Raw genomic sequence first — 25,809 nt, 5'->3', positions numbered from 1 at the left:
ACGAATGAAAAGGAGAGTATTATGTCTAAATCTTATACGACAGAGGCAAAATTCATGCTTCACGGAGGAGATTACAATCCTGAGCAGTGGCTTGATCGGCCCGATATTTTAGCGGACGATGTAAAATTGATGAAGCTTGCCCATGCTAATACGTTTTCTGTGGGCATTTTTGCATGGAGCGCACTTGAGCCTGAGGAAGGTGTCTATACGTTTGACTGGCTGGACGGGATTTTCGACAGCATCCACCGGATGGGGGGGCGGGTGATTTTGGCGACCCCGAGCGGAGCGCGCCCGGCCTGGCTGTCGCAAACATATCCCGAAGTGCTGCGCGTGAATGCAGCCAGGGTGAAACAGCTCCACGGTTCAAGGCATAATCATTGTTTTACTTCCCGCGTATACCGCGAAAAAACGAGAGACATCAATCGCTTGCTGGCCGAAAGGTATGGCAGGCATCCGGCGCTCCTCATGTGGCACGTGTCGAACGAATACGGCGGGGAATGCCACTGCGGGGAGTGTCAGAACGCGTTCAGAGACTGGCTTAAAAAGAAATACAACGATGATCTGAAGGCGTTGAATGACGCCTGGTGGGGGCCTTTTTGGAGCCATACGTACAGCGACTGGTCGCAAATCGAATCCCCTTCTCCGATCGGGGAAAGCGCCGTACACGGTCTGAATTTGGACTGGCGCCGGTTTGTCACCGACCAAACGATTTCGTTCTATCACAATGAGATCGCTCCTTTAAGGGAAATCACGCCGAACATTCCCATCACGACAAACTTCATGGCAGATACATACGATTTAATTCCTTTTCAGGGCCTCGATTACAGCAAGTTTGCCAAGCATGTTGACGTGATCAGCTGGGATGCGTATCCCGCATGGCACAATGATTGGGAGAGCACGGCCGATCTGGCGGCGAAAGTCGGCTTTATTAATGACTTATACAGGAGCCTGAAGCAGCAGCCGTTCCTGTTAATGGAATCCACGCCAAGCAGCGTCAATTGGCATGATGTGAACAAACCGAAGCGCCCGGGGATGAATTTGCTGTCATCGATGCAGATGGTCGCTCATGGATCTGACAGCGTCCTCTATTTTCAATGGCGGCAATCCCGCGGTTCTTCAGAAAAATTTCACGGAGCGGTCGTCGGCCACGACAATAGCCCGGAAAACCGCGTGTTTCAAGAAGTCTCCAAAATCGGTCAAACATTGGAACGCCTTTCCGATGTCGCCGGGACCAATCGTCCGGCGGAGACGGCCATTCTTTACGATTGGGAAAACAATTGGGCGATTCAGGATGCACAAGGGTTCGGGATGAAGACGAAGCGCTATCCTCAGACATTGCAGCAGCATTACCGGGCGTTTTGGGACCGGGATATTCCCGTCGATGTCATTACGAAGGAACACGATTTTTCATCATATCGATTGCTGATTGCGCCGATGCTGTATTTAGCAAGTAAAGAAACGATAGCCCGGCTCAAGGCATTTGTTGCAGACGGGGGCACATTGGTGCTGACTTATATCAGCGGGATCGTCAACGAGCATGACTTAACCTATTTATCCGGGTGGCCTCAGGATCTCCAAGAGATGTTCGGCATGGAGCCCGTAGAAACAGACACGCTGTACCCAAGCGATAAAAATGCAGTCCGTTATCAAAACAAATCGTATGAAGTGACGGACTATGCAACCGTCATTCGCACGCACACGGCGGTTCAGGAAGGCGTCTATGAGGACGATTTTTACGCAAATACGCCGGCCGTAACAAGCCATCAATACAAAAAAGGGAAAACATACTATATTGGTGCGAGGTTAAATGACGAATTTCACGGCGATTTTTACGGGCATTTGATGGAAGAGCTGTCGATCAAACCTCCATATTCGGTGAAGCATGAAAAAGGCGTGTCCGTTCAGGTTCGGTGCGACGGGGAGCATGACTATATTTTTGTCATGAACTTTACAGAGGAAAAACAGCCTGTTGTGTTTGAATCAAGCGTGAGAGATATGGTGACAGGGGAAGTCATTACGGGTGATTTGACACTGGACAAATATGAAGTCAGAATCGTGGCGAACGCAAAAAAAGACTAGCTTCTGAGAAACATCCGCCCATAGAGAGCGGATGTATTTTTACTCATTTATGATAACGCTTTCATTATGAGGAGGGTGATTATGGGAGGAAAAGGGGTTAAAACGCTGTTTGCGGTTTTTTTCACGCTGATAATGATCATTGGTTCTTTTCAAGGATCGGCCCGGGCAGCCGCTCAGAAGCCGGTCAAGGCTGATATTTTTGTGGAAAAAGTGCCGGGTCTTAACAAAGATTTTATAAAGGGTGTGGACGTTTCAAGCATCATTGCCCTTGAAGAGAGCGGTGTAGCGTTTTACGATGAAGCCGGAAAAAAGCAGGACATTTTCAAAACGCTGAAACAAGCGGGCGTCAATTATGTAAGGGTGCGCATATGGCATAACCCTTATGATGCAAAGGGAAACGGCTACGGGGGAGGCAACAATGATCTGAAAAAAGCCATTGCCATCGGAAAAAGGGCGACTGAAAACGGTATGAAACTGCTGGCGGACTTCCATTATTCCGACTTCTGGGCCGATCCGGCTAAACAAAAAGCGCCAAAGGCATGGACAAACATGAATTTCGAAAACAAAAAAGCAGCGCTGTACAACTATACAAAAGAAAGCCTGCAAGCAATGAAGACAGCGGGAATTAACATCGGGATGGTGCAGGTCGGAAATGAAACGAACGGCGGGGTGGCCGGGGAAAATGATTGGTCAAAGATGTGCGAGCTCTTTAATGCTGGAAGCACAGCGGTTCGGGAAACAGATTCGAACATTCTCGTCGCCTTGCATTTTACGAATCCCGAGCGAACCGGAGGCTATGCTTCGATCGCCCGCACGCTCAACAACAATCGCGTCGACTATGATGTATTTGCAAGCTCGTATTACCCGTTTTGGCACGGTACGCTGCAAAATTTGACGTCCGTGCTCAAACATGTGGCCGGTACGTACGGCAAAAAAGTGATGGTGGCCGAGACATCGTACACCTACACGGCTGAGGACGGAGACGGGCATGCAAATACGGCGCCGAAAGACGGCCAGACGCTCCGCTATCCGATTACGGTTCAAGGCCAGGCAAATGCGGTAAGGGATGTCATTAAAGCTGTAGCCGATGCAGGCGATGCGGGAATTGGGGTTTTTTATTGGGAAGCGGCGTGGATTCCGGTCGGACCCGCGCGCAATCTCGAGAAAAATAAACGCATCTGGGAGACGTACGGTTCAGGATGGGCCACAAGCTATGCCGCAGAATACGATCCCGAAGACGCCGGAAAGTGGTATGGCGGCAGCGCCGTCGACAGTCAGGCATTGTTTGACTTTACGGGCCGTCCGCTGCCGTCCATTAACGTGTTAAAGTATGTCGATACAGGTGCGATTGTCCGTTGACCACGAATCGAAAGAGGCCGGGGCCATTAGCGTCAGGCCTCTTTCTAACTTAACGAGACGATTGAATGTGCATTTTCATGACAATCTGTTCTCCGATGGGGCCGATTTTTCTTTCTCCGGTATCGGCAAAACCGGCTTTCTCATACAAACGCCGAGCCGGAATATTTTTTTGATTGACAACCAACACGATTTCATCGCAGTGTTTGAATTCTTGTGTAATAAAGGACGCAAGTTTCAGCAATCCTTTTTTAGCAAAGCCTTTTCTCTGCTGTCTATGATCAATGGATAACGCGGTTAACAGCATGGCGTTCGGATTCGTTGAATAGTCTTTGACTCTTTCTGTTGAGTGAAGCAAAAAAAATCCGACAGGCGTTCCTTCACTGACAATGACGATCGGATATTGTCCGTCAGCCGCTTGCATAACATCGCGAGGAAACGCGGTGAAGCGTCTTTGTTCTTCCGGAAGCTCAAACCCTTTCAAAACGGGCAAATGCTCTTCAGAGCAATGCGCAAGTTCAATGCTCATTTAATAATCCCCTTTCGGCAGCGGGTAAGGTTCTTTCTTATAGAATAGAACGTTTGTTTGCTGTTTGCAAAGAAAAAATGAAGGGGAGTGCCCCCTTCACCACGATCTATATCAAACAAATAAAAAGCTGACACTCGGCTTATTTCATCTCCGCCAAAGCGCCTTGAGGCACTTCCTCCCGCTCGATCTCAATCCAGCCTTTTCCGTAGGTTCCGACGGTATACATTTTGAGATAAGCTCCTGCCCGCAGCTTTCTGTCCATCACCCTGACGATTTTTTGCTTGTTTCCGTTTTTATCGTATCCGGTGAATGTGTAGCGGTATTTGCCGTTCCATAGCTTTTCGTAAGCGTCCGTCGTTTTGACGTAGTATGCTTCAACCGGAAGGCCTTTCAGAAAATTATCAGACAGCGGGGTGAGGCCCGCTGTCGTCTTTTGGAGGGCAAACAGTCCTCCAAAAACGATCAAAACAGAGGCGGCGAGTCCGATTCCCAGCTTTTTCATTGCATCTTCTCCCCTTTTCTATTGTTCAGTCCCATTTTATAAATTATCGGCGGGCTAAGACATTGATTCAAATTACAGTACGCTTACATTTTTGTAAGATTAGATTTTGTGAATCGCGGGGCAACGTGTCATAATAGACGCAAACAAAGGAGAGACGGAACATGCAAACCATTATGATTGTGGAAGACGATCCGAAAATCGCCGAACTGCTGCGGTCCCATATCATCAAATACGGCTATCGCGTACACGTCGTTCATGATTTTGACCGCGTGATGGACGAATTCAGAAATGAACGGCCTGACCTTGTACTCCTCGACGTCAATCTGCCGAGCTTTGACGGCTATTATTGGTGCCGGCAGATCCGGCAGGAATCGATCTGCCCCGTTTTGTTTATATCGGCGCGGACAGGTGAAATGGATCAGGTCATGGCGCTTGAAAACGGAGGGGATGATTTTATTACGAAGCCGTTTCATTCTGAAATCGTCATGGCGAAAGTTCGCAGCCAGCTGCGCCGGGCTTACGGCGAATATGCGTCAAAGGCCGATGAGCGGATGCTGGAAAGGGATGGGCTCAGGCTTTTCCCGGAAAGGCTTGAATTAGCATTTGGAGCAAAAACGGCTGCTTTGACGAAAAAAGAAGCCGATATAATCGAAAGCTTAATGGAGCGCTATCCGAGGGTCACCGGCCGCGAAGACCTGCTTGCCAAGCTTTGGGACGATCAGGCGTATGTCGACGAAAACACCCTCAATGTCAACATTACACGGGTCAGAAAGAAATTTTTGGAGCTTGGCATCGAAGACGCGGTAGAAACGGTCAGGGGCGCCGGGTATCGCCTGAATGTATCCTGGGTGAAGGCGGGAGAAGAATGAAGCTGTTTTTCAAGGAGCATTATCTGCTGATCGGCGTGCAAATCGTGCAGTTTACCGTCATGTTATCGGTGTATTGGCTTGATGGATACCGGAGCATCAAGCCCCTTTTGTATGCCGTTTTTCTCGGTTTTTTCTTTCTCGGCTGCTATCTTTTTTATCATTACTATACGCGCCGCAAATTTTACAGGCGCCTCGCAAGGCCCTTAGAGACGCTTGACGAATCCATTCAAAAAAACGGCGGGGCCCCTGCGGCAGAAGCGCTTGAGGAGCTTTTGAAAAGCCAGTACAGGCATTACCGGCACGAATTGAAAACGTTGGAACGTGCGCAAAAAGAGCATCTTACGTTTATGGAGCAATGGGTGCACCAAATGAAAACGCCGCTGTCCGTCATTGAGCTGACGGCCCAGGATCTCGATGAGCCGGAATCGTCGAGCATTCGCGAGGAGACCGAGCGGATGAAGACCGGATTGAACACGGTTCTGTACATGGCCCGCCTTCGGACGATTGAGCAGGATTTCCGCGTCAAGCCGGTCGTTTTAGCTGATATCGTCCATGAAGTCAACCGCGACAACAAACGGCTCTATATCCGCAGCCGGGTGTATCCGAAGTTCAAGGAAGAAAAGCAAGGCCTCACGGTTGAAACAGATGAAAAATGGCTGTTCTTTATGCTGTCTCAGCTCGTGAATAATGCGGTGAAATATTCTGCGGGAAAAAGCAGCACGATCATCATCTCCCTTTATGAAAAAGGAGCGGAAGCGGTATTGGAAGTGACGGATTTCGGCGTCGGAATTCCTGAAGCGGACCGGAAGCGGGTGTTTGATCCGTTTTTTACGGGCGAAAACGGCCGCAGGTTTAGAGAATCAACGGGAATGGGCCTTTATTTGACAAAGACGGCGGCCGATCAGCTCGGCCATCGCCTTGAGCTCGATTCAGAAGAAGGCAAAGGTACGACGGTCCGGATAATGTTCACTTCGACGCAAAACCTTACACCGATGTAAGGAAAGTGAAAGAAGAATCGATAGTTTTGACTTTGCTTTTTTAGATAGACTAAAGTCACAGATCGAAAGAGGAAAGGAGATCTTGTGATGCTTCAAGTTAAACAAGCGAGCAAAATATACGAAGGAAAAATCGCCTACAGGGCGTTAACCGATATTAACTTAACGATTGATGAAGGCGAGTTTGTCGGGATCATGGGGCCGTCCGGAAGCGGGAAAACGACCCTTTTGAATATGATCGCAACCATTGACGAGCCGACGACTGGAGAAATTCTGATCAACGGCAGGAACCCGCATGTGCTGAAAAAAGAACAGCTGGCCAAGTTCCGCCGCAGGGAACTGGGATTCGTCTTTCAGGACTTCAACCTTCTGCACACATTAACGGTTGAGGAAAACATCGTTCTTCCTTTGACGCTTGACGGGGAAAAGGTCAGGGAGATGAAGCGGAAAGCGAACAGCCTTGCTGAAAAACTCGGGATTACACACATTATGAAAAAGCGGACATTTGAGATATCAGGAGGGCAGGCGCAGCGTGCCGCTGTGGCAAGGGCAATGATTCATTCGCCGAAGCTGCTGCTGGCCGATGAACCGACGGGAAATCTTGATTCCAAATCGTCCAAAGACGTCATGGAAATGCTTGAATCGATCAATCGCCATGAGAAAACGACGATGATGCTTGTCACGCATGATCCCCAGGCGGCAAGCTACTGCCAGCGGGTGATCTTTATTAAAGACGGAAAGCTGTATTCGGAAATTAACCGCGGCGATCACCGCCAAGCCTTTTTCCAAAGGATTCTGGACACGCTTTCCTTATTGGGAGGGGATGCAAATGACTTTTCGTCAATTCGCGTTTAACAACGTCCTCCGCAATAAAAGGCTTTATGCCGCTTATTTTCTCAGCAGCATGTTTACGGTGATGGTGTTTTTTACGTTTGCCATGTTTACGTTCCATCCGGCGATCAATGGCGATGCAGGGCAGTCCGGAATGGGTCTTAAAGCGCTGTCAGGCATGTATGTATCGGGCGGCATCATCTTCGTCTTTTCGTTCTTCTTTATTCTGTATTCGATGAGCTCGTTTCTTCAATCAAGGAAAAAAGAGTTCGGGGTATTAATGATCCAAGGGATGTCGATGCGCCAAATCCGCATGATGGTTTTCCTGGAAAATATGCTGATCGGGTTTTTTGCCACCATCGGCGGAATTGCTGTCGGCCTTATATTCGCGAAATTGATCTTGCTCGCAGCCGAAAATGTGCTCATTATTGAAAACAGGCTTAATTTTTACTTCCCGCTGATGGCGGTCATTGTCACGTTCGTTTCGTTTACGGCTTTATTTTTGTTTATTTCGTTTCTCGTGACGTTCGTGCTCAGGACCGGGAAGCTGATCGACCTGTTAAAGGGAAATAAGAAACCGAAGGGAGAACCGAAGGCATCCGTCTTTTTGGCGATCTTAGCGGCCGTTCTCCTTGCATCGGGCTATTATGCAGCTTTGACCGCCAAAGGAAACGGCGTTTTTCTGGCCATGCTTCCGGTGACGGTTGTCGTAATTCTCGGAACGTACCTGCTCTTTACGCAATTAAGCGTCTATGTCATCCGCAGGATCAAAAAACGGGAAACTCTTTTCTGGAGAAAAACGAACATGCTCTTATTTTCCGACCTTTCCTACCGCATAAAGGATAACGCCCGGACGTTTTTTATGGTGGCGATCATTTCTACCGTGGCGTTCAGCGCAATCGGGACGCTCTACGGTGTGCAGTCGGTCTTGCTCGGAGCGACAAAAAGCGTGAACCCGAATACGTTCACATATCAGTCGCGGGGAGATGACAAAAAGGCAGAACAAGATACAGCTTTTATCAATCAGACGCTGCGAGACAGGAATGTGAAGGCGCAAAAGGCAGAAGCGGAATTCAAGTATGTGAAGATAAACGGTGAAGAGCAATTGCTCGTTAAGCTGTCCGATTACAATCGGCTTGCTGATCTGATCGGCGAGAAGCCCCTTAAGCTGGCTGAAGGAAAAGCCGCGGCGGTTGAATTCGACGGCTATGCCGGCAGCTATGAAATCGAGAGGAACAAAGAGACCATCGAGCTAAAAACAGGCAAACGGGTTCAGGCCGATCACGCCATGTATTCAAGGGCAGTGGGCAAGCCGGGAATGTATTATGTCGTTTCTGACGAAGATTTTGAACAATTGAAAAAGCCGGTATCAGAGGAACGGTTTTATGCGTGGCAGGCACAAGGGGAAGACGAGACGTCTTTGATTAAAACAGGAGAGATATTAAACAATAAGCTCGACCCGCTCAATTTCATGGCCGTTGATTACGAGGTTTATGACCTCAGCAGGGGATATGGCCCCATGTTGTTCATCGGGTTGTTTATCGGAATCGTCTTTTTCGTTTCTGCGGGAAGCTTCCTTTATTTCCGCCTGTACACCGATTTGGATGAAGACAAAGAGAAATTTAAAGCGATATCCAAGATGGGCTTGACCGGCCGCGAACTGAAAAAGGTGCTGACAAGGCAGATGGCGATCCTTTTCTTTGCGCCTATTATCGTTGCGCTGATTCATGGAGCGGTGGCGCTCACGGCATTATCGAATGCGTTTCGGTACAATCTCTTTACGGAATCTGCAATCGTTCTCGGCGTGTTTTTCGCGATTCAGGTCATCTACTTTTTCATCGTGCGTTTCTACTATACGAAGCAGATTAAAGCTGCGCTTCGTTAGGAGATTAGACCGCTGTCTAATCTCCTTTTTATATTTCATGCGGCCTGAGCACTTCGCCTCTTTTTTGATTTGGATGATTATGTTAATTTTAAAATATTTCAAATTTGAAAGAGGAGTGGTAGATGTGCAAGTGAAAGAAATTTTCGTCATTCGCTGTATATCCTGCTTAAGCGTCGTTTTGCTCCATACGATTTCCATGGTCCTTTTCTTTCGGGGAGACATGCTTAGTGATACCGTCCGCGTTGTTGAATCTTTCAGAACCCTCCTGATGTTCAGCACGCCGGCGTTTATTTTCATTTCCGAGTTTTTGCTGGCGCACGCATATCCCGGCGGTGTTCCGCAGGGGTTTTTGAAAAAGAGATTCAAGACGATTTTCGTTCCCTTTCTATTCATCGCCGTTCTTGATGCGTTTGTCATGACCGGCTTGATGATGCAGCAGTTTCATATGACGGCGATCGTAAACAAGCTGTTGGCCAACATTTTCTTAGGGAATTTCATCGGCTACTTTATTCTCGTCATCTTTCAGTTTTACCTTCTGCATATGTGCTTTCACTCTTTTTTGCAAAAGGCCTCCCCGAAATGGGTGCTTTCCGTTTCTTTTGCGGCCACCGCTATTTACTTAAGCTATTTTACATTCATCAACCCGCCCGTTTTAAAAGAGATGGCGCCGTTTCCGTTTTCATGGGTGCCTTTTCCCGGCTGGCTTTTTTACTTTTGCCTGGCGTATTATTGCGGAAAGAACTACAAGAGCTTTTTGGCTCTGTTGGACAAGTACAAGTATGCGGTGTACGGTACAGCTCTCATTTCGGCTGCTGCGATTGTCGCCATATCGTTTTTCGGGGAGAATATTGCTGTTAACTCAAAGCGCCCGGATATCATGTTTTACTCCACGAGCATCATTTTCTTGTGCTTTCACCTGTTTTCCAAGCTGAACGCAGTTCCGAGGCTGATCATGATGATCAGCAACTATTCTTTTTCCATCTATTTATTGCACGCCTTCCTGCTCATCTTCGGACTCGTGATTTTAACCGCCTTTGAGGGGCTCCATGCGGCGGCTGCCTGTGTGCTGCTTTTTGTCATTTGTACAGGCGGTGCGATGTTCATCTCATGGGCGGTCAACAAGTGTAAATACGGTTATATGTTCGTCGGCAAAATCTATCAGCCGAAACAGCGGAAAACAGAGCAGAACATACAGCATCACGCAGGGTAGAATCCAAGCGGAAAATCGACAGATTTTCCGCTGTTTTTTTTGCTAAAATATTCACTTGCTTTTTAAATGACGAGTTACCTATAATCATAATATGATAACGAGAATCATTTTCATCAATGGAGGCACCGATGATGGTTTTAGCAGAATTGAATCAAAGGGATAAAGCGAGAATCATAGATTTTTCAGACGTCAATGAGCTGGTGCAGCAGCGGCTGATTCATCTCGGAGTAAAAGAAGACACAGAGATTTGTATGAAGCGGAAACTGCCGTTCGGCGGGCCGTGTATGTTTGAAACATCCGGGCAATCGATCGGCATTCGATTAACCGATGCGAAAAAAATAAAGGTTGAAAAACGATGACTGGACAGCAAATTGCGCTTTTTGGAAACCCGAATACGGGAAAAACCTCATTATTTAATGCATTGACAGGTTCCTATGAATACGTGGGGAACTGGAGCGGCGTCACCGTCGAGAAAAAAGTCGGAATGATCCGCAATAAAAAAGGGATGATGATTGATCTTCCCGGCGTATATACGTTAAGCCCCCTGTCGCGGGATGAAGGGGTTGTCACCGATTTCTTATTGCACGAGCCGTTTACCGAAGTCTTAAATATTGTGGATGCTTCTCAATTAAAACGAAACCTCCATTTGACGGTACAACTTCTCGAATTCGGGAAACCGCTGACGATCGGTTTAAATATGACAGATGTGGCCAGGCAGCGCGGCATCATCGTCAATCATGCCGGCTTGTCAAAACAGCTTGGCGTTCCGGTCATTCCGATCATCGCCCGGAACGGCACAGGGTGCGACGAACTCAGCCGCCATCTGCTGTCGCGGAACGGCGAAGGGCAAAAGCCGCTGGTGATCGATTACGGCAGCGTGTTGGAGCAGGCAATTCGTCAGCTTGAAACAGTGATACCGGAACGGCCCGGCGTTCCGAAGCGCTGGATGGCCCTTCAATATTTAGAAGGTAATTCGAAAATGAAGGAGCAGCTGGAGTCTTCGGCTGATCAAGCCGCCTTGGAAAAGATCCGCCAGGCGGCCGAAGAAGAAATCGTGAAAGAGAAAACGGCGAAGCCCTTGCACCAGCACATTTACCATGTCAGGGAACAGTATATCGAACGCGTGATTTCGAACTCCGTTCAATTCGAATCAAGCGGAAAACGGACGTTAACCGAGCGGGTTGACGCGATTGTGACCCATCATGTGCTGGGGATTCCGATTTTCCTCGGATTCATGTATCTCATGTTTATGCTGACGTTCGACTGGCTCGGCGTCCCGCTGTCTGATGCGCTTGACGGATGGATGAGCGGTCCGCTGACAGACTGGACGTCTTCAGCTTTAGCGGCGGCTGGGGCGAGCACGTTCATCAAAGCGTTGATTCTCGACGGGATTATTGCCGGGGTCGGCGGTGTTCTCGTATTCGTACCGCAAATATTCATTCTGTTTTTCTTTATATCGCTCCTTGAAGATTCGGGATATATGGCGAGAGTCGCGATGGTGATGGACCGTCTGATGGAGGCGATCGGCTTAAACGGAAAAGCATTCATTCCGCTTATCATCGGCTTCGGCTGCAATGTGCCGGGCGTCATGGCGGCCAGAACCGTTGAGCAGCCAAAAGAGAGGCTGTTGACCATCATGCTGACGCCTTTTATGTCTTGTTCGGCGCGGCTTCCGGTATACGCGCTGTTTGCCGGAGCCTTTTTTGCGGCTCACCAGGCGCTGGTCGTGCTTTCCTTATACGTCCTTGGCATCGCAGCAGCATTGGCGCTGGCAGCCTTTTTATCTTCGTCCAAGCTGAAGGAAGAAAAGTCGTTCTTTGTCATCGAACTGCCGCCGTACCGTCTGCCGCAGGCCCGTACGCTATGGCGGTCGACGTGGGAAAAAGGAAAAGGATTTGTCCGCAAAGCCGGGACATATATTTTTGGCGGGTCTGTCCTCATTTGGATCTTGTCTTATACAGGACCGGGCGGAACGGGAGTAGAAATGGATCACAGCTTTTTGGCAATGATCGGCGGCGTAATTGCCCCGCTGCTTGCGCCGCTCGGCTTTGGAACGTGGCAGGCCGCCGCATCGCTGTTAACGGGATTTCTCGCCAAAGAAGTCGTCGTCGCTTCAATGAGCATTATTTACTTTGTGCCAGAATCACAATTGCAGGGGGTCATGGCGCATCAATTTTCGCCTTTGGCAGCGTACGGATTTATGGCATTTGTGCTGTTGTATGTTCCGTGCCTGGCGACAGTAGCCGTGATAAAAAAAGAGACAACCTCGAAAAAATGGATGTTTTTGTCGATTTTATACGGTCTGGCGACCGCTTACGCCTTGACATTCGTGATTTATCAGGGCGGAAAATTGCTGGGGCTATCATAAGGAGGGATCTGGCGGTATGCTGTTTAATATTACGGTCGGGACGCTCATCTTCGGATATGCGGCTTGGACGCTGTTTAAGTTTGTAAAAAGAAGCCGGAAAGGAAAATGTGCCGCCTGTGAGCTGAATCGCACATGCCAATCCGCCTGTGACGACGTGAAAATGAAAAACAGTTGAGATTGTCTCAGCTGTTTTTTTATGTCCGCACTTCGCTCATAAGGGCATGGGTATTTTCTTCCGAATCCTTGTAGTTCTCATTCCAAATTTTACGGTGTTTTAAATCCATTGCCATTATCCACTCCTATTAAAGTAATATAGGTATTATTAGGTTAACTTATATTAATTTCCTTTTTTTGCTTGAAAAATAAAAAAGCAGTGTGATTTCAATTGCGAAATCCACTGCTTTTATCATGTATCTTATACTAACAACGCAATATAGTTCGGTTGGAAGCGCCTTTTTTATTTTTTCTGATTTTCCTTCTCGCGCTTCACCAGCATATCAGTAATCAAATCGATCTGCCTGCTGACAGAGATCGGATCGTATGGATAGAAGGTGTCAAAGTCATTGATGAAAACGCGGTTGTTTTTAACGGCGTCAAGGTTTTTCCAAACTGCAGATTCCTTCAGCTTGTCGAGCGTTTTGCTGTCTCCGTTCGGATTGTAGTCGGTAACGAACATGTAGTCAGCCGCATATTCAGGCACGACTTCAAGCGAAAGTTCTTTCATTTCCCCGGTTTTGATGACGTCTTTTTCGATTTTTTCAGGGGCTTTTAAGCCGAGGGCATTATAGACGGCTTGGCCTCCGCGGCCTCCGTTGTCGTTGAATACCCAGAACTTTCCTTTATCCGTGTTTTCGTAAATTCCGAATGTGGCGTTTTTATCGATGACTTTATCAATTTTTTTCCTTGCGCCCTTCGCTTTTTGATCAAAATCGGCAAGGAATTGTTCCGCTTCGGTTTTTGCACCCGCGATATCGCCGAACATCTTTACGGTTTCCTGAACGTTTTTGGCGGTGTTGTAAGGGATGACGACAGTCGGCGCGATTTTAGAAAGCTTGTCATAATTGTCATCTTTCATGACGACGATTAAATCAGGCTTCAGCTTCATCACTTTTTCGATGTTGATCGGGTCGCCCACATCAGTGACATCCTTCATTTTATCCTTTAAAAATGGGTTTGTAAAAGACCAGGACCCGGAGCCGACAACGTTCGCGCCTACTGAGAACAGCTCCCCTGCGTAAAAGTCTGTGACGATCCGTTTTGGCTTGACGGGAATTTTTACATTGCCGCGTGTCGATTTATAGGTTCTTGTCGCCGCCTCGGCAGCCCCTTTTTCACTGCCGGTGTTCCCGTTGGACTGTGACGAGCTGCAAGCGCTGACGAACAAACATAATATCATAATCAATCCGATAATAAACGAACGCTTTTTCATTTGACCCTCCGTATATATGTATATAATTGATAATGATTCGCATTATCAAAGTAAATATAGCAGAAAAAGTCCTCATTCGTCCATCACTTTTTTTGCTTTGTATGATGATTATTGTTTTGGATAATTTGTTACTATAAACAGAAAAGGATTGATCAAGAGATGGCGGAAACACATCCGATTATAAAAAAATTGCAGTTTAAGGACTTCGGGCAGCCTGTGCTCATCGTAAACGCGCCAGAGCCTTACAATGAAATCAAGGCAGCATTTCAAGGTGAAGTGCATGACAGGGCTGAAAATGGCAAATATGACTTTGTGCAAGTTTTTGGCACGGCAAATGAAGATCTGCAGGCATCAGCCCGGGAAGCGGAGCATCATGTGGCAGAGGATGGATTATTTTGGCTTTGCTATCCGAAAAAATCCTCCAAAGTGTACAAGGGTTCGGATTGCAGCCGCGAGACGGTAGCCGCATTGCTTGCTGATCAAGGCTATGAGCCGGTTCGCCAGATCGCAATTGATGATGATTGGTCTGCCCTGAGGTTTCGAAAAGCGGAAAAGATCAAGAAAATGAAACGGAAATTTGCCGTGACGGAAAAAGGGAAACAGCGTACTGGGAAAGAATCATAAACACTTGACGATGTATTTTTAGCCCGGCAGGAATGTTCACCTTGTGAAATAAAGGACACAAAAAAGAAATATCATCATGTTCAATATTTCACAAACTTCTGTATAATATATCTTATATTTTAAATTCCATAGAGAAAAGAGGTATGCAGCATGAAGGAATGGGCATTTGTATCAGACTTTGACGGGACGATTTCCAAACAGGACTTTTATTGGATGGTCATTGATAAATATTTTCCTGAAGGCCATGAATTGTTTAAAAAGTGGAAGGCGGGAGAATTAAAAGATATTGAATTTTTAGGCACCGTTTTCGCTTCAATCAATCAAAGCGAACAAACAATCATCGATGACATCCATTCCATTCCGATTGATGAGTATGTACCAGACTTCATTCAGCATGTCCGGGAAAATGGCGGCGACTTTTTCATTCTAAGCGCAGGAACAGATTATTATATTCATTATATTTTGAAAAAATACGGCATTAAAAATGTCGAGGTTTATTCAAATAAAGGCTTTTTTAAAGAAGACAACGTCCATATGACAATTGATAAAAACCATTGGCACTACTCTGAACGATATGGCATTGATAAATCAAAGGTTATACAAAGGTTGAAGGAACAGTATCAGACGGTTTATTTCGCGGGTGACAGCGAACCTGATTCCCATCCGGCAAAGTTTGCGGATGTTACGTTTGCAAAAGACGCGCTCCAGGATATATTGCGTGAGCAGGATGTGCCGTTTGTAGCGGTTGAGACTTTCGAGGATATCGAACGGCACTTAAAGCAAAAAGGAATGATCGTCTAATGCCGCGCCGGGTGACGAATATCGCCATTCCATCGGTTTTGGATATTAGTGAAGGCGTATTTGGCCGGTTGGAGGCGATCTTGGAAAAGCACCAGTTTGATAAGGCCATTATGTTTTTTGATGACTTTTCATATCAGCAATATGAGAATTCATTAAAATCCGCTTTTCAAAAAGTCAAAGTCGAAGCCGTTAAACTGCCGTCCGGCCTCGATCTTCAGCAGCTGATTCAGAAAGCATTTTCCATCGGGAATTATGATGTCATGATCGCCATGGGCGGTGGATATGTCGTTGATTGCGGAAAATATATCGCTTTTTCAAAACGCACCCCGTTCATCAGCATTCCGACATCGGCATCCAACGACGGGTTTGCGAGCAGCAATTGTTCTCTTCTGGTCGAGGGCAAAAAAACGACGGTGCCGGCCCGGGTTCCTTATGGGATTATTGCCGATTTGAATATCATTCAAAAAGCACCAAAATGCTTTATTTTAGCCGGGATTGGAGACCTGATGTCCAATATTACCGCCCTTTATGATTGGGAATTTGAAGAGCGGCACGGAGCCGGCAATGTGAATGCGTTCGCGTCTATGCTCAGCAAAAAGGCAGTGAACAGTTTCGTCCGTACGCCGATGAAGGATATTAAACAGCCGATCTTTTTGAAAGAGTTGGTCAGTTCATTAACAATGGGCGGCATCGCCACGGAAATCAGCGGGAACAGCGCACCCATCAGCGGTTCAGAGCACCTGATATCCCATGCGCTCGATAAAATCTCAAAAAAACCGCAGATGCACGGTATACAAGTAGGGTTGGCCACCTATATAATGGCCCATGTCCAGGATCACCGTGCTGAGAGAATTGAAAAGGTGTTTACAAGAACGGGTTTTTTCGATTATGTAAAAACGCTTCATCTTGACAAACATGAATTTCGTGAAGCGATCAGCCTTTCCCACACGGTGAAGCCAAATCGTTATACATATTTGCATGAAAAGGCATACCGTGAAAAAGCGCTTCGTTTGCTTGATGAAGACCCCATTCTTCAAGACATATTTTAAGACATGCAAACAGTCTCCGCGAGAGGCTGTTTTTTGCTGTGGGGAGTTTTCCGGATGATGTCATAAAGGAAAAGGCAAGGACTGTGGTAAAATAAAGGAGAAATAGGTCATAGGTATGAGTTTGAGGCACGATTTTAATCAGGGAGAGTGGAACATGTACAAACTAATCGCGATAGATATGGATGGAACATTGTTGAATGACCTTCATGAGGTAACAGAGGAAGTGCGTGATGCCCTTCATGCGGCGAAAGCGCAAGGCGTGAAGATCGTCCTTTGTACCGGACGCCCTCTCGGCGGAGTAAGCCGCTATCTGGAAGAACTGAATTTAAATGAAGATGGCGATTATGTTATCGCCTATAATGGCGCGCTTGTTCAAAATACGCATACACAGGAGGTCGTATCAGAGCTGACGCTTCGCTATGAAGATTTGAAATCTTTATATGAACTCAGCCAAACCCTTGATACCCCGATGCACTTTTTCGACTCATCTTATTTATATACGCCAAACCGCGATATCAGCCCCTATACAGTCTATGAATCAAACGTCACCCAGGTTCCGCTCCGTTTTCGGACGATGGAGGAGATACCGGAAGACATACTGGTGACGAAGGCGATGTATATTGATGAGCCGGAGAAGCTTGACAGGACCATCGCCGCTATACCGGAGGAAGTAAAGGAACGTTACACAATGGTGAAGAGTTCGCCGTTCTTTTACGAAATTCTTCATCCTGCGGCCAGTAAAGGAAATGCCGTTCGGCAGCTCGCCGATCTGTTAGGCGTCGCAAGAGAAGAGGTGATGACGATAGGTGACAACGGCAATGATCTGACAATGATCGAATGGGCAGGCTGCGGAGTTGCGATGGGGAATGCCATACCTGAGGTGAAGGCCTCTGCAAATTATGAAACGAAATCAAATAATGAAAACGGCGTTGCCCACGCCATTCACGAGCTTGTATTATCCAAATAAAAAAGCCGGCCTTTCGAAAAGGCCGGCTCTTTCTTTACTTGCGCCGCCAGTCTTCAATCTGCCAGACGTGCGTCACCCAGTCTTCATAAAAGGACGGTTCATGGGACACGAGCAAAATCGTTCCGCTATAGTTCGAGAGCGCTTTTTTTAAAGCGTGCTTTGCCGATCTGTCAAGGTGGTTCGTCGGTTCGTCAAGGACGAGCAGGTTGCTTCTTGAAAGCATCAGCTCCGCAAGCCGGACTTTTGCCTGTTCGCCTCCGCTGAGCGTGGCAAGCGGCTGGCTGATATGCTCCTGTGTCAAACCGGACATCGCCAGCGTCTGCCTGATGTCTTTTTCTGCTACATTCGGAAAGAGCGCCTGTACTTTTTCAAGCGGCGTCTCGCGTGAGGCGAGGCTTTCCTGTTTAAAATAAGCGGCCTGCAAATGCTGTCCTGCCGTGACAATGCCGCTTAAGGGCTTAAGCTCGCCTAGCAGCGTGTTGACAAGCGTCGATTTTCCGGCGCCGTTTTCTCCGACGATGGCGATTTTATCGCCCCGCTTTACAGTCAGGGAAAGCGGTTTGAATAATGGCACCGCATAACCGGCCTCAAGCTTTTCCGTCTTGAGCACGGTCATCGCCGGATTTCGCCCTGTCTGAAATGCAAAGCGGGGGGCGGGAGGATCTGCCGGTTTTTCGATTCGCTTGATTTTGCGCAACGTTTTTTCCCGGCTTTTTGCCTGCTTCGCCTTCCGGATTCGATTCCGGTCAATAAATGCTTCCAATTTTTCGATTTCCCTGCTTTGTTTGGCGTAAGCAGCTTCCATTTGCACCCTGCTTTGTGCATATTCCTTCTGAAAGTATTGATAGTTCCCAGGGTAGCGCTTGATCGTTTGATGCTCCAAATGAAATGTCACCGTCGTGATCTCATTTAAAAAACGTTCGTCATGCGAGATGACGAGAAACGCGTGTTCATAGTGCTTCAAATATCCGGTAAGCCAGTCAATATGCGCTGCATCCAAATAGTTGGTCGGCTCATCCAATAAGAGCACATCTGGTTCCTCGAGCAAAAGCCTGGCCAGCAGCAGCTTTGTTCGCTGACCGCCGCTTAATGCCGTGACATCCTGATGAAGCCCGATCTCCGTCAGTCCGAGTCCTTGGGCCGCATCCTCGATTTTTGCGCCGATACGGTAAAACCCCGAAGCATCCAGTTCAGCCTGAAGCTCTCCGTATGTTTTCAGCATGGCGTCCAAGCCGTCTCCGGCGTTCGCCATCTTTTCGGCAAGCATATTCATTTTCTTTTCAGTTTCAAAAAGCCGTTCATAGGCTTTTTCCAGGTATTCCATGATGGTGGTGCCCGCCGTCAGCTCGGCGTGCTGCTTGAGAAAACCGGCCCGGATATTCGGATGCCATTCGATGTACCCGTCATCAGGCAGCAGGCTTCCGGTCAAAAGCCGGAACAATGTCGACTTTCCGGCGCCATTTGCCCCGACGAGGCCGGCATGCTCGCCTTTCAGCAAGCGGAAGCTGACATTCCGGAATATGATCCGGTCTCCGTACATATGGGTAAGGTTCGTTACATTGACAATACTCATGATCATTCTCTCCTTCAGGCTTATTTTTGAAAAACAAGCCATCTAAAGAGAACAGCGCGAAGCATCGCCATCCTGCCGGCAAAAAAAGCGGGTAAGGCAAATACACCTCACCCGCTACATATGAACATACAGCAAGAAAGGATGTGAAATCGTATCAAACTGTTCCCGAGATGGCTTGTCTAAAAAAGGGCAGACTTCTCCCGTCTTTAAGCCAATTCTCTTTTAAGAACAGTTGATAAGATTTTCATTCCTTTCCACCTCATGCAGTCAAAATTTCCTTCATTATCAAATTATATGAAGGACGGGTACGGATGTCAAATTGCTCATTTCCATTACATATTGACATCAATCAGACGGTATGTTATTTAAGATGTGAATAGGAAGGATATTGAAAAATCGTTTTCATCACAAAAAGGAGAGAGAAAAGATGGCTAAAAAAGAATTCAAAGCAGAATCCAAAAGATTGTTAGACATCATGATTAACTCAATTTACTCCCAAAAGGAAGTCTTTTTAAGGGAGCTGATCTCCAACGCGAGCGACGCCATCGATAAAATCTACTACAAAGCGCTCACGGATGATTCTTTAACATTTCACAAAGATGACTATTACATAAAAGTGAAGGCCGATAAGGAAAACAGAACATTGACCGTATCAGATACCGGGATCGGCATGACAAAAGAGGAGCTGGAAGAGCACCTCGGAACGATCGCAAAGAGCGGTTCGCTTGCGTTTAAGCAGGAAAATGAACTGAAAGACGGGCACGATATCATCGGCCAGTTCGGCGTCGGATTTTACGCCGCGTTTATGGTGGCTGATGTTGTCACCGTTATCACAAAGGCGCTTGGCAGCGATGAAGCGTATAAGTGGGAATCTGCGGGAGCCGACGGGTATACGATCGAGCCCTGCCAAAAAGATAACGTCGGTACAGACATCATTCTGAAACTGAAAGAAAATACGGATGATGAAAGTTATGATGAATACCTTGACGTGCACCGTTTAAGATCAATCATTAAATCGTATTCCGATTTCATCCGCTATCCGATCAAGATGGATGTCACCGTCAATAAGCCGAAAGAAGACGGCGAAAACGAATTCGAAGAAGTCCAGGAAGAGCAGACAGTCAACAGCATGGTGCCGATTTGGCGGAAAAATAAAAACGAGCTCACAAAAGAGGATTATGAAGCGTTTTATGCGGAAAAGCACTACGGTTTTGACAAACCGCTCGCCCATATTCATACGAGCGTCGACGGTGCAGTCAGATACCATGCCATATTGTTCGTACCGGAGAACATTCCGTTCAACTATTATTCAAAAGAATTTGAGAAAGGCCTGGAGCTGTATTCAAACGGGGTCTTGATCATGAACAAATGCCCGGATCTGCTCCCTGACCACTTCAGCTTTGTGAAGGGAATGGTAGATTCAGAGGATCTATCCCTCAACATTTCAAGAGAGATGCTCCAGCATGACCGCCAGCTCAAGCTGATCGCCAAAAACATCAGCAAGAAAATCAAAAATGAGCTGAAAAGCCTGCTGAAAAATGACAGGGAAAAATACGAGTCTTTTTATCAATCGTTCGGCAGACAGCTCAAGTTTGGCGTCTACAACGAATTCGGCGCCAACAAAGACATGCTGAAGGACTTGCTGCTGTTCTACTCTTCCAAAGAGAAAAAGCTTGTCACGCTGGATGAGTACGTATCGAGAATGCCTGAAGATCAGAAATTTATTTACTACGCGTCAGGAGACTCGTATGCCCGGATCGAAAAGCTTCCGCAAACTGAGCTCGTTTCGGAAAAAGGATACGAGATTTTATACTTTACCGAAGACATTGACGAGTTTGCCATTAAAATGCTGGGGCAGTATCAGGAGAAAGAATTCAAATCCGTCTCAAGCGGCGACCTCGGAATCGAGGCAGACGAAGACCAAAACAAATCTGATGCGGACGAGAAAGAGCACAAAGCCCTTTTCGATGAAATGAAAAGCATACTGGCCGACAAAGTCAAAAGCGTAAGGGCGTCAAAACGCCTGAAAACCCACTCTGTATGCCTTGCTGCCGACGGCGAAGTCACGATCGAAATGGAGAAAATTTTAAACGCCATGCCTGACAATCAGCATGTCAAAGCCGACAAAGTACTGGAGATCAATACAAATCACGACGTTTTCAAAACGCTTCAGGACGCTTTTGAAAGCGATAAAGAAAAATTCAAACTGTACACAGGCCTCCTGTACAACCAGGCCCTTCTCATCGAAGGTCTGCCGATCGAAGATCCTGTCGAGTTTACGAACGATATCTGCAAAGTAATGTCGTAAAAATAAGCTGCGTCTCGAGAAGCCTCGAGACGCAGCTTTTACTTTGCTTTTTTTTACGTCTTTGCCAAGGACAAGAATGCACCGGAAGTCTTGAAACTCTTCAGCAGCCAGCTCTTTGATATTGGGGGATCACCCATTTCTATCCTTTCACTTAATGCTTGACGACCTCCTGTCCACGAACATTCCAAGTCATCGCAAAGATGAGGGCAGCAATCGCGCAGGAAGCCGTTAATAAAGTAAATCCTGCGTTCCAGCCGGCTGCATCAACGATGGCTCCCATTAAAGCGTTGGCTGTCATCGTTCCGCCAAGGTAGCCGAACAGGCCTGTAAGCCCTGCGGCGGTTCCGGCTGCTTTTTTCGGTACAAAGTCAAGCGCCTGCAAGCCGATCAGCATGACCGGGCCGTAGATGAGAAATCCGATCGCAATCAAGGAAATCATGTCGACCAACGGATTTCCCGCAGGGTTGAACCAGTATACGAGCACGGCGATCAACACGCCGAGCATAAAGACAAAGCCGGCAGGTCCGCGGCGTCCTTTAAACCATTTATCAGAGATCCAGCCGCATAAAAGCGTTCCCGGAATACCCGCCCATTCATACAGAAAATAGGCAACGCTTGATTTGCTCATATCAAACCCTTTTTCTTCGCTTAAATAGGTAGGCGCCCAGTCCAATACGCCGTAGCGGACGAAATAGACAAAAATGTTCGCAAGTGCGATCGCCCAAACCCATTTATTATTTAATACGTATTTAAACAGGATTTCCTTTGTCGATAATTCGGTTTCAAACGTTTTTTTCGTTTTTGTTGAATAATCGTTGCGATATTCTTCAATCGGCGGCAGTCCGACAGACTGCGGCGTATCGCGGATTAAGAAATATGAGATAAATGCGATGACGATTGCGACGAGTGCAGGCAATATAAACACGCCTTCATATCCTGAAGAAGATGTGCCGGCGATTCCGGCGAATACTGCAACACCCGCAATGGCAATTGGAGCCATCAATCCGCCTCCGACATTGTGGGCGACGTTCCAGATCGCCGTTTTATTTCCCCTTTCGCTCACGCTGAACCAGTGAACGAGGACGCGTCCTGACGGAGGCCAGCCCATCCCCTGAAACCAGCCGTTTAAAAACAGCATAATAAACATGACGGCTACAGAAGAAGTAAAGAAAGGAACAAACCCCATAAGCAGGCTGATGATGGCGGAAAGAATCAAACCTGCCGGCAGGAACATTCTCGGATTGCTTCTGTCCGATATCGTCGCCATCACAAACTTGCTGATGCCGTAAGACAGCGAAAGGGCTGACAAGGCCAGGCCCAGCTGTGATTTTGAAAACCCTTCTTCGATAAAATACGGCATGGCGAGCGAGAAATTTTTGCGAATTAAATAGTATGCTGCATATCCGATGAAAATGCCGAGAAACACTTGCAGTCTGAATTTCTTATATTCAGCATCGATTTTTTCATCAGGCAATCTGTCAATCGGCGGTGCAGGTTTAAAAAGCTTAATCATGTTGTCCTCCTGTGTCTGTATTACTTGTTTTCGTTTAACACTTCATGCAGGCGATCGGGAAAGTTGGTGAACATTCCGGTGACGCCCCAATCGAACAGTCTCTGCATGTCTTCTTTTTCATTGACAGTATAAGGGTGAACGAGCAATCCGTGTTTGCGCACCTTTTGGACGTATGCTCGATCAATTTGATCAAAGTTCATCCCGAGACCGACGCTGTAAGATTGATACGCCTCAAGCTCGTCATCCGAAACGGCCGCCGGCCCATCGTACCAAAGCAGCTGCACAAGAGGGATGCCAGGGTCCAGGCGGTGAATGATCTTTAAGCTTTCAGTGCTGAACGATTGGATGATGACTTTGTTCGAATGAACGCTTGGCCCCGTTAATTTATATTTTTTTAGGATTTGCAGCAGCTTTTCTTCCATTTTTGGATAGACTTCGGGCGATTTTGTTTCAATATAATAGCGGCGTTTCTGCCGAACTTTTGAATCACCTCTTCGAGCGTTGGAACCTTCAACCCGGCGTACTCATCTTTCGCCGATTCGGGATATTTTTTATTAAACCACGAGCCGGCATCCAGTTTTTTGATTTCTTTTAATGTATGATCTTTGACCGGTCCCGTTCCGTTTGTTGTGCGGTCCAGTGTTTCATCATGCATGGCAATCAATCGGCCGTCTTTTGTCATTTGCAGATCGATTTCTATGTAATCTCCTTTCATACGCTGTCCAAGCTCATAGGCTGATAGAGTATGTTCAGGGGCATGGCCCGATGCACCGCGGTGGGCGATGTTTAGTATTTTATTAGGATTGAGCGGTTTGGCGGCCGGTTGCGCAGCCTCCGCCTGAACGCCCGCTCCTAAGCCGGTTCCGATCAGAGCGGCGCACATGAATACACTGCGTAAAAGTCCTTTCACTTTGTTCGTTTCCCCTTTCTTTTTTTGGATCAAAAATTCACTTTCCCCCTTTGGATATGAATCTGCTAATAAAGCGACATAGAAAAAAGACCCCAAAAAAACCTCTGAAACTAAAGGGTTTTTCTGTGGATCTCCTGAATCTCCGTCACTATTATTAACTTAATCCCTATCATATCAGAGTTGGAAGCGCTGTCAATATTTTTTGTAAAAAAACCTATCATGGAAGATAGGTTTTTTAAATGTTTATTTTGCAAACAATTGGTCGATGTCATCGATATCGTCTTGAGACAGTTTGACATCAGCCGTTTTTAAGTTATCCAGCAGCTGGTCTGCGCGTTTTGCTCCCGGAATCAACATGTCAATCTCCGGTCTTGCAAGGTACCAGGCTAATACGACGTGAGCGATGTCAACATTGTGCTTCTCAGCGATCGGGACCAGCTCGTTCACTTTTCTGATATTTTCTTTAAAACGGTCGCTTTGGAAATGTTCCATCTCCCTGCGGAGGTCGCCTTCAGGGAATGTCGTGTCTTCTGTATATTTACCTGCGAGCAGTCCTGATACGAGCGGGAAGTACGGAACAAACGAAATATCATGCTCCTGGATATACGGGAAATAGGTCGTTTCCGCTTCCCTGTTCAACAGGTTGTATTCGCCTTGGAAAACATCAACAAGTCCGTCTTTATTCGCTTCTTTAAGCTGTTCGAGAGAGAAATTGGAGACGCCGATCGCCCGGATTTTCCCCGCTTTTTTCAGCTCGTTGAGCGCTTGGACGGCTTCATCTTTCGGCGTATGTTCGTCTGGGAAGTGAATGTAGAAGAGATCGATGTAATCTGTTTGCAGACGCTGTAAGCTCTCGTCCACAGACTTCTTCAAAAATGCCGGAGAGTTGTCAAAGACAAAATCGTTTCCTTCTTTCCTGTGAGCCGCTTTCGTTGCAATCACAACATCTTCGCGGTTGAATTCGCGGAGGACTTCACCGATCAGCTCCTCAGAACGGCCGATTCCGTATATGTATGCAGTATCCAGCATCGTCACGCCGTTTTTGAGCGCTTCCCTAACCAGTTCTTTTCCCGTTTCTTCATTCAGGTTCGGATAGAGGTTATGGCCGCCGACTGCATTTGTTCCCAAACCGATCGGAAATACGTGAAGATCAGACTTGCCCATTCTTACTTTTTTCATCGTTTCCCCTCCAAAAAATTAATAGACAGACTTGACCGGCCCGGCCGGCCAAGTTGTTCTCTTTCACTATAAACGCTATGCAAGATGGATTTCAATTTTATGCTCTTGGCAGAACTGATTGTAATCCTCATCAAGAGGCTTGGATGTTACAATGGCGTGCAGCCTGTCAAAGCGCGCATACGTCAGCAAGGTTGATTTGCCGAATTTGGAGTGGTCAGCCAGCAAATAGACTTCCTTTGCTTTTTCAGAAATCTTCTTTTTGATTTCATATTCGAGCAAATCGGAGTTTGTCAGCCCGTGTGTCAAAGTTGCTCCTGTGGCCGACATGAAGGCTTTGTTGATGTTGTATTTATCCAATGTCCCCGGATCATCCATCCCGACAAAGGACTGCGTTTTCCGCTTAAAGTTGCTGCCGATGATAATAAGGTTTATGTTTTTCAAGGCTGCCGCGGCATTGATAATATCAAGACTGTTCGTTAAAACGGTTACATTTTTATTTGGATCAAGCGTTTCTAAAATGGACCGCGTCGTCGTCCCGGAATCGATAAAGACGAGATCGTGATCTTCGATAAACCGTGAAGCGTAATGTGCGATTTTCGTTTTGGCGTCTTTATTTTGGATTGTGCGATTTTCGAAAGGGATCAAAACCGTTTTTTCAATCGCCGTCACGCCGCCGTATACCTTTTTGATAACCCCTTTCTCAGTCAATTTGTTGATATCGCGTCTGACCGTGTTTTTAGAAACATTAAAGACCTGGCACAGTTCGTCTAATGAAACGGTGCCATTTGTCAAAATATACTCTTCCATCTCCTTTATCCGCATCAATTTCATA

22 protein-coding genes and 1 pseudogene are annotated in these 25,809 nt (G+C 47.0%); 15 read left to right on the top strand and 8 right to left on the bottom strand.

All coding sequences use genetic code 11. The features are described 5' to 3' along the window. Positions 1–21: 21 nt before the first annotated feature. Together MHB78_RS23750 and MHB78_RS23745 are read left to right on the top strand one after the other, a co-directional pair. A complete protein-coding gene (locus MHB78_RS23750) occupies positions 22–2,079 on the top strand; it encodes a beta-galactosidase (RefSeq protein ID WP_046130553.1) in 2,058 nt (685 codons plus the stop codon). Positions 2,080–2,211: 132 nt separating this feature from the next. Beyond that, positions 2,212–3,438, top strand: coding sequence for an arabinogalactan endo-beta-1,4-galactanase (locus MHB78_RS23745; protein WP_231947520.1), 1,227 nt, complete (start codon positions 2,212–2,214; stop codon positions 3,436–3,438). Between the two features lie 49 nt (positions 3,439–3,487). Here MHB78_RS23745 and MHB78_RS23740 read toward each other — a convergent pair whose 3' ends face one another. Both MHB78_RS23740 and MHB78_RS23735 read right to left on the bottom strand, forming a co-directional pair. Beyond that, complete coding sequence (locus MHB78_RS23740) at positions 3,488–3,964, bottom strand: GNAT family N-acetyltransferase (RefSeq protein ID WP_046130551.1); 477 nt, start codon at positions 3,962–3,964, stop codon at positions 3,488–3,490. Between the two features lie 139 nt (positions 3,965–4,103). Continuing rightward, complete coding sequence (locus MHB78_RS23735) at positions 4,104–4,466, bottom strand: YxeA family protein (protein WP_046130550.1); 363 nt, start codon at positions 4,464–4,466, stop codon at positions 4,104–4,106. A gap of 161 nt (positions 4,467–4,627) precedes the next feature. Between MHB78_RS23735 and MHB78_RS23730 the strand changes: the two genes are divergently transcribed. From MHB78_RS23730 to MHB78_RS23695, 8 genes are all read left to right on the top strand, one after another. Continuing rightward, complete coding sequence (locus MHB78_RS23730; protein ID WP_046130549.1) at positions 4,628–5,335, top strand: response regulator transcription factor; 708 nt, start codon at positions 4,628–4,630, stop codon at positions 5,333–5,335. Continuing rightward, positions 5,332–6,333, top strand: coding sequence for a sensor histidine kinase (locus MHB78_RS23725; protein ID WP_046130548.1), 1,002 nt, complete (start codon positions 5,332–5,334; stop codon positions 6,331–6,333). The genes MHB78_RS23730 and MHB78_RS23725 overlap by 4 nt, the downstream gene beginning before the upstream one ends. Before the next feature lie 87 nt (positions 6,334–6,420). Continuing rightward, entirely contained in the window at positions 6,421–7,185 is a 765-nt protein-coding gene (locus tag MHB78_RS23720) for an ABC transporter ATP-binding protein (RefSeq protein WP_046130547.1), read from the top strand. Further along, positions 7,160–9,046 carry an ABC transporter permease gene (locus MHB78_RS23715; RefSeq protein ID WP_046130546.1) on the top strand — a complete coding sequence of 629 codons (1,887 nt, stop codon included), beginning with the start codon at positions 7,160–7,162 and terminating at the stop codon, positions 9,044–9,046. The genes MHB78_RS23720 and MHB78_RS23715 overlap by 26 nt, the downstream gene beginning before the upstream one ends. 124 nt (positions 9,047–9,170) lie before the next feature. Next, entirely contained in the window at positions 9,171–10,256 is a 1,086-nt protein-coding gene (locus tag MHB78_RS23710; RefSeq protein WP_046130595.1) for an acyltransferase family protein, read from the top strand. 131 nt (positions 10,257–10,387) lie between these two features. Then, on the top strand, positions 10,388–10,615 hold the full coding sequence (locus tag MHB78_RS23705; protein WP_046130545.1) for a FeoA family protein: 228 nt from the start codon (positions 10,388–10,390) through the stop codon (positions 10,613–10,615). Then, positions 10,612–12,624: a ferrous iron transport protein B gene (gene feoB, locus MHB78_RS23700; protein WP_046130544.1), complete on the top strand. Its 2,013-nt coding sequence runs from the start codon at positions 10,612–10,614 to the stop codon at positions 12,622–12,624. The genes MHB78_RS23705 and feoB overlap by 4 nt, the downstream gene beginning before the upstream one ends. 16 nt (positions 12,625–12,640) lie before the next feature. Further along, positions 12,641–12,799: a FeoB-associated Cys-rich membrane protein gene (locus MHB78_RS23695; protein ID WP_046130543.1), complete on the top strand. Its 159-nt coding sequence runs from the start codon at positions 12,641–12,643 to the stop codon at positions 12,797–12,799. Positions 12,800–13,081: 282 nt separating this feature from the next. Here MHB78_RS23695 and MHB78_RS23690 read toward each other — a convergent pair whose 3' ends face one another. After that, on the bottom strand, positions 13,082–14,053 hold the full coding sequence (locus MHB78_RS23690; RefSeq protein ID WP_046130542.1) for an iron-hydroxamate ABC transporter substrate-binding protein: 972 nt from the start codon (positions 14,051–14,053) through the stop codon (positions 13,082–13,084). A 159-nt stretch (positions 14,054–14,212) separates the two neighbouring features. Between MHB78_RS23690 and MHB78_RS23685 the strand changes: the two genes are divergently transcribed. The 4 genes from MHB78_RS23685 (at position 14,213) to yidA (ending at position 17,494) form a co-directional block, all read left to right on the top strand. Further along, positions 14,213–14,677: a hypothetical protein gene (locus MHB78_RS23685; protein ID WP_046130541.1), complete on the top strand. Its 465-nt coding sequence runs from the start codon at positions 14,213–14,215 to the stop codon at positions 14,675–14,677. A gap of 150 nt (positions 14,678–14,827) precedes the next feature. Continuing rightward, complete coding sequence (locus MHB78_RS23680; RefSeq protein ID WP_046130540.1) at positions 14,828–15,478, top strand: MtnX-like HAD-IB family phosphatase; 651 nt, start codon at positions 14,828–14,830, stop codon at positions 15,476–15,478. Continuing rightward, positions 15,478–16,527, top strand: a complete 1,050-nt coding sequence (locus MHB78_RS23675) for an iron-containing alcohol dehydrogenase family protein (protein ID WP_046130539.1) — start codon at positions 15,478–15,480, stop codon at positions 16,525–16,527. The genes MHB78_RS23680 and MHB78_RS23675 overlap by 1 nt, the downstream gene beginning before the upstream one ends. 154 nt (positions 16,528–16,681) lie before the next feature. Next, positions 16,682–17,494, top strand: coding sequence for a sugar-phosphatase (gene yidA, locus MHB78_RS23670; RefSeq protein ID WP_046130538.1), 813 nt, complete (start codon positions 16,682–16,684; stop codon positions 17,492–17,494). 34 nt (positions 17,495–17,528) lie between these two features. On the opposite strand, the gene MHB78_RS23665 is transcribed toward yidA, so the two are convergent. Then, on the bottom strand, positions 17,529–19,067 hold the full coding sequence (locus tag MHB78_RS23665) for an ABC-F family ATP-binding cassette domain-containing protein (protein WP_046130537.1): 1,539 nt from the start codon (positions 19,065–19,067) through the stop codon (positions 17,529–17,531). A gap of 427 nt (positions 19,068–19,494) precedes the next feature. Between MHB78_RS23665 and htpG the strand changes: the two genes are divergently transcribed. Then, complete coding sequence (htpG, locus tag MHB78_RS23660; protein ID WP_046130536.1) at positions 19,495–21,375, top strand: molecular chaperone HtpG; 1,881 nt, start codon at positions 19,495–19,497, stop codon at positions 21,373–21,375. Positions 21,376–21,526: 151 nt separating this feature from the next. Here htpG and glpT read toward each other — a convergent pair whose 3' ends face one another. The 4 genes and pseudogenes from glpT to MHB78_RS23640 form a co-directional block, all read right to left on the bottom strand. Further along, entirely contained in the window at positions 21,527–22,888 is a 1,362-nt protein-coding gene (gene glpT / locus MHB78_RS23655) for a glycerol-3-phosphate transporter (RefSeq protein ID WP_046130535.1), read from the bottom strand. Between the two features lie 20 nt (positions 22,889–22,908). Further along, positions 22,909–23,798: pseudogene (locus MHB78_RS23650) on the bottom strand (glycerophosphodiester phosphodiesterase). 243 nt (positions 23,799–24,041) lie between these two features. Then, positions 24,042–24,977, bottom strand: coding sequence for an aldo/keto reductase (locus tag MHB78_RS23645; RefSeq protein ID WP_046130534.1), 936 nt, complete (start codon positions 24,975–24,977; stop codon positions 24,042–24,044). A gap of 75 nt (positions 24,978–25,052) precedes the next feature. Further along, positions 25,053–25,808, bottom strand: coding sequence for a DeoR/GlpR family DNA-binding transcription regulator (locus MHB78_RS23640; RefSeq protein ID WP_046130533.1), 756 nt, complete (start codon positions 25,806–25,808; stop codon positions 25,053–25,055). Position 25,809 lies beyond the last annotated feature (1 nt).

Source organism: Bacillus sp. FSL K6-0138, from assembly GCF_037982765.1.
Taxonomy (GTDB): Bacteria; Bacillota; Bacilli; order Bacillales; family Bacillaceae; genus Bacillus; species Bacillus glycinifermentans.
This window is presented reverse-complemented; position numbering and strand designations above follow the sequence as displayed.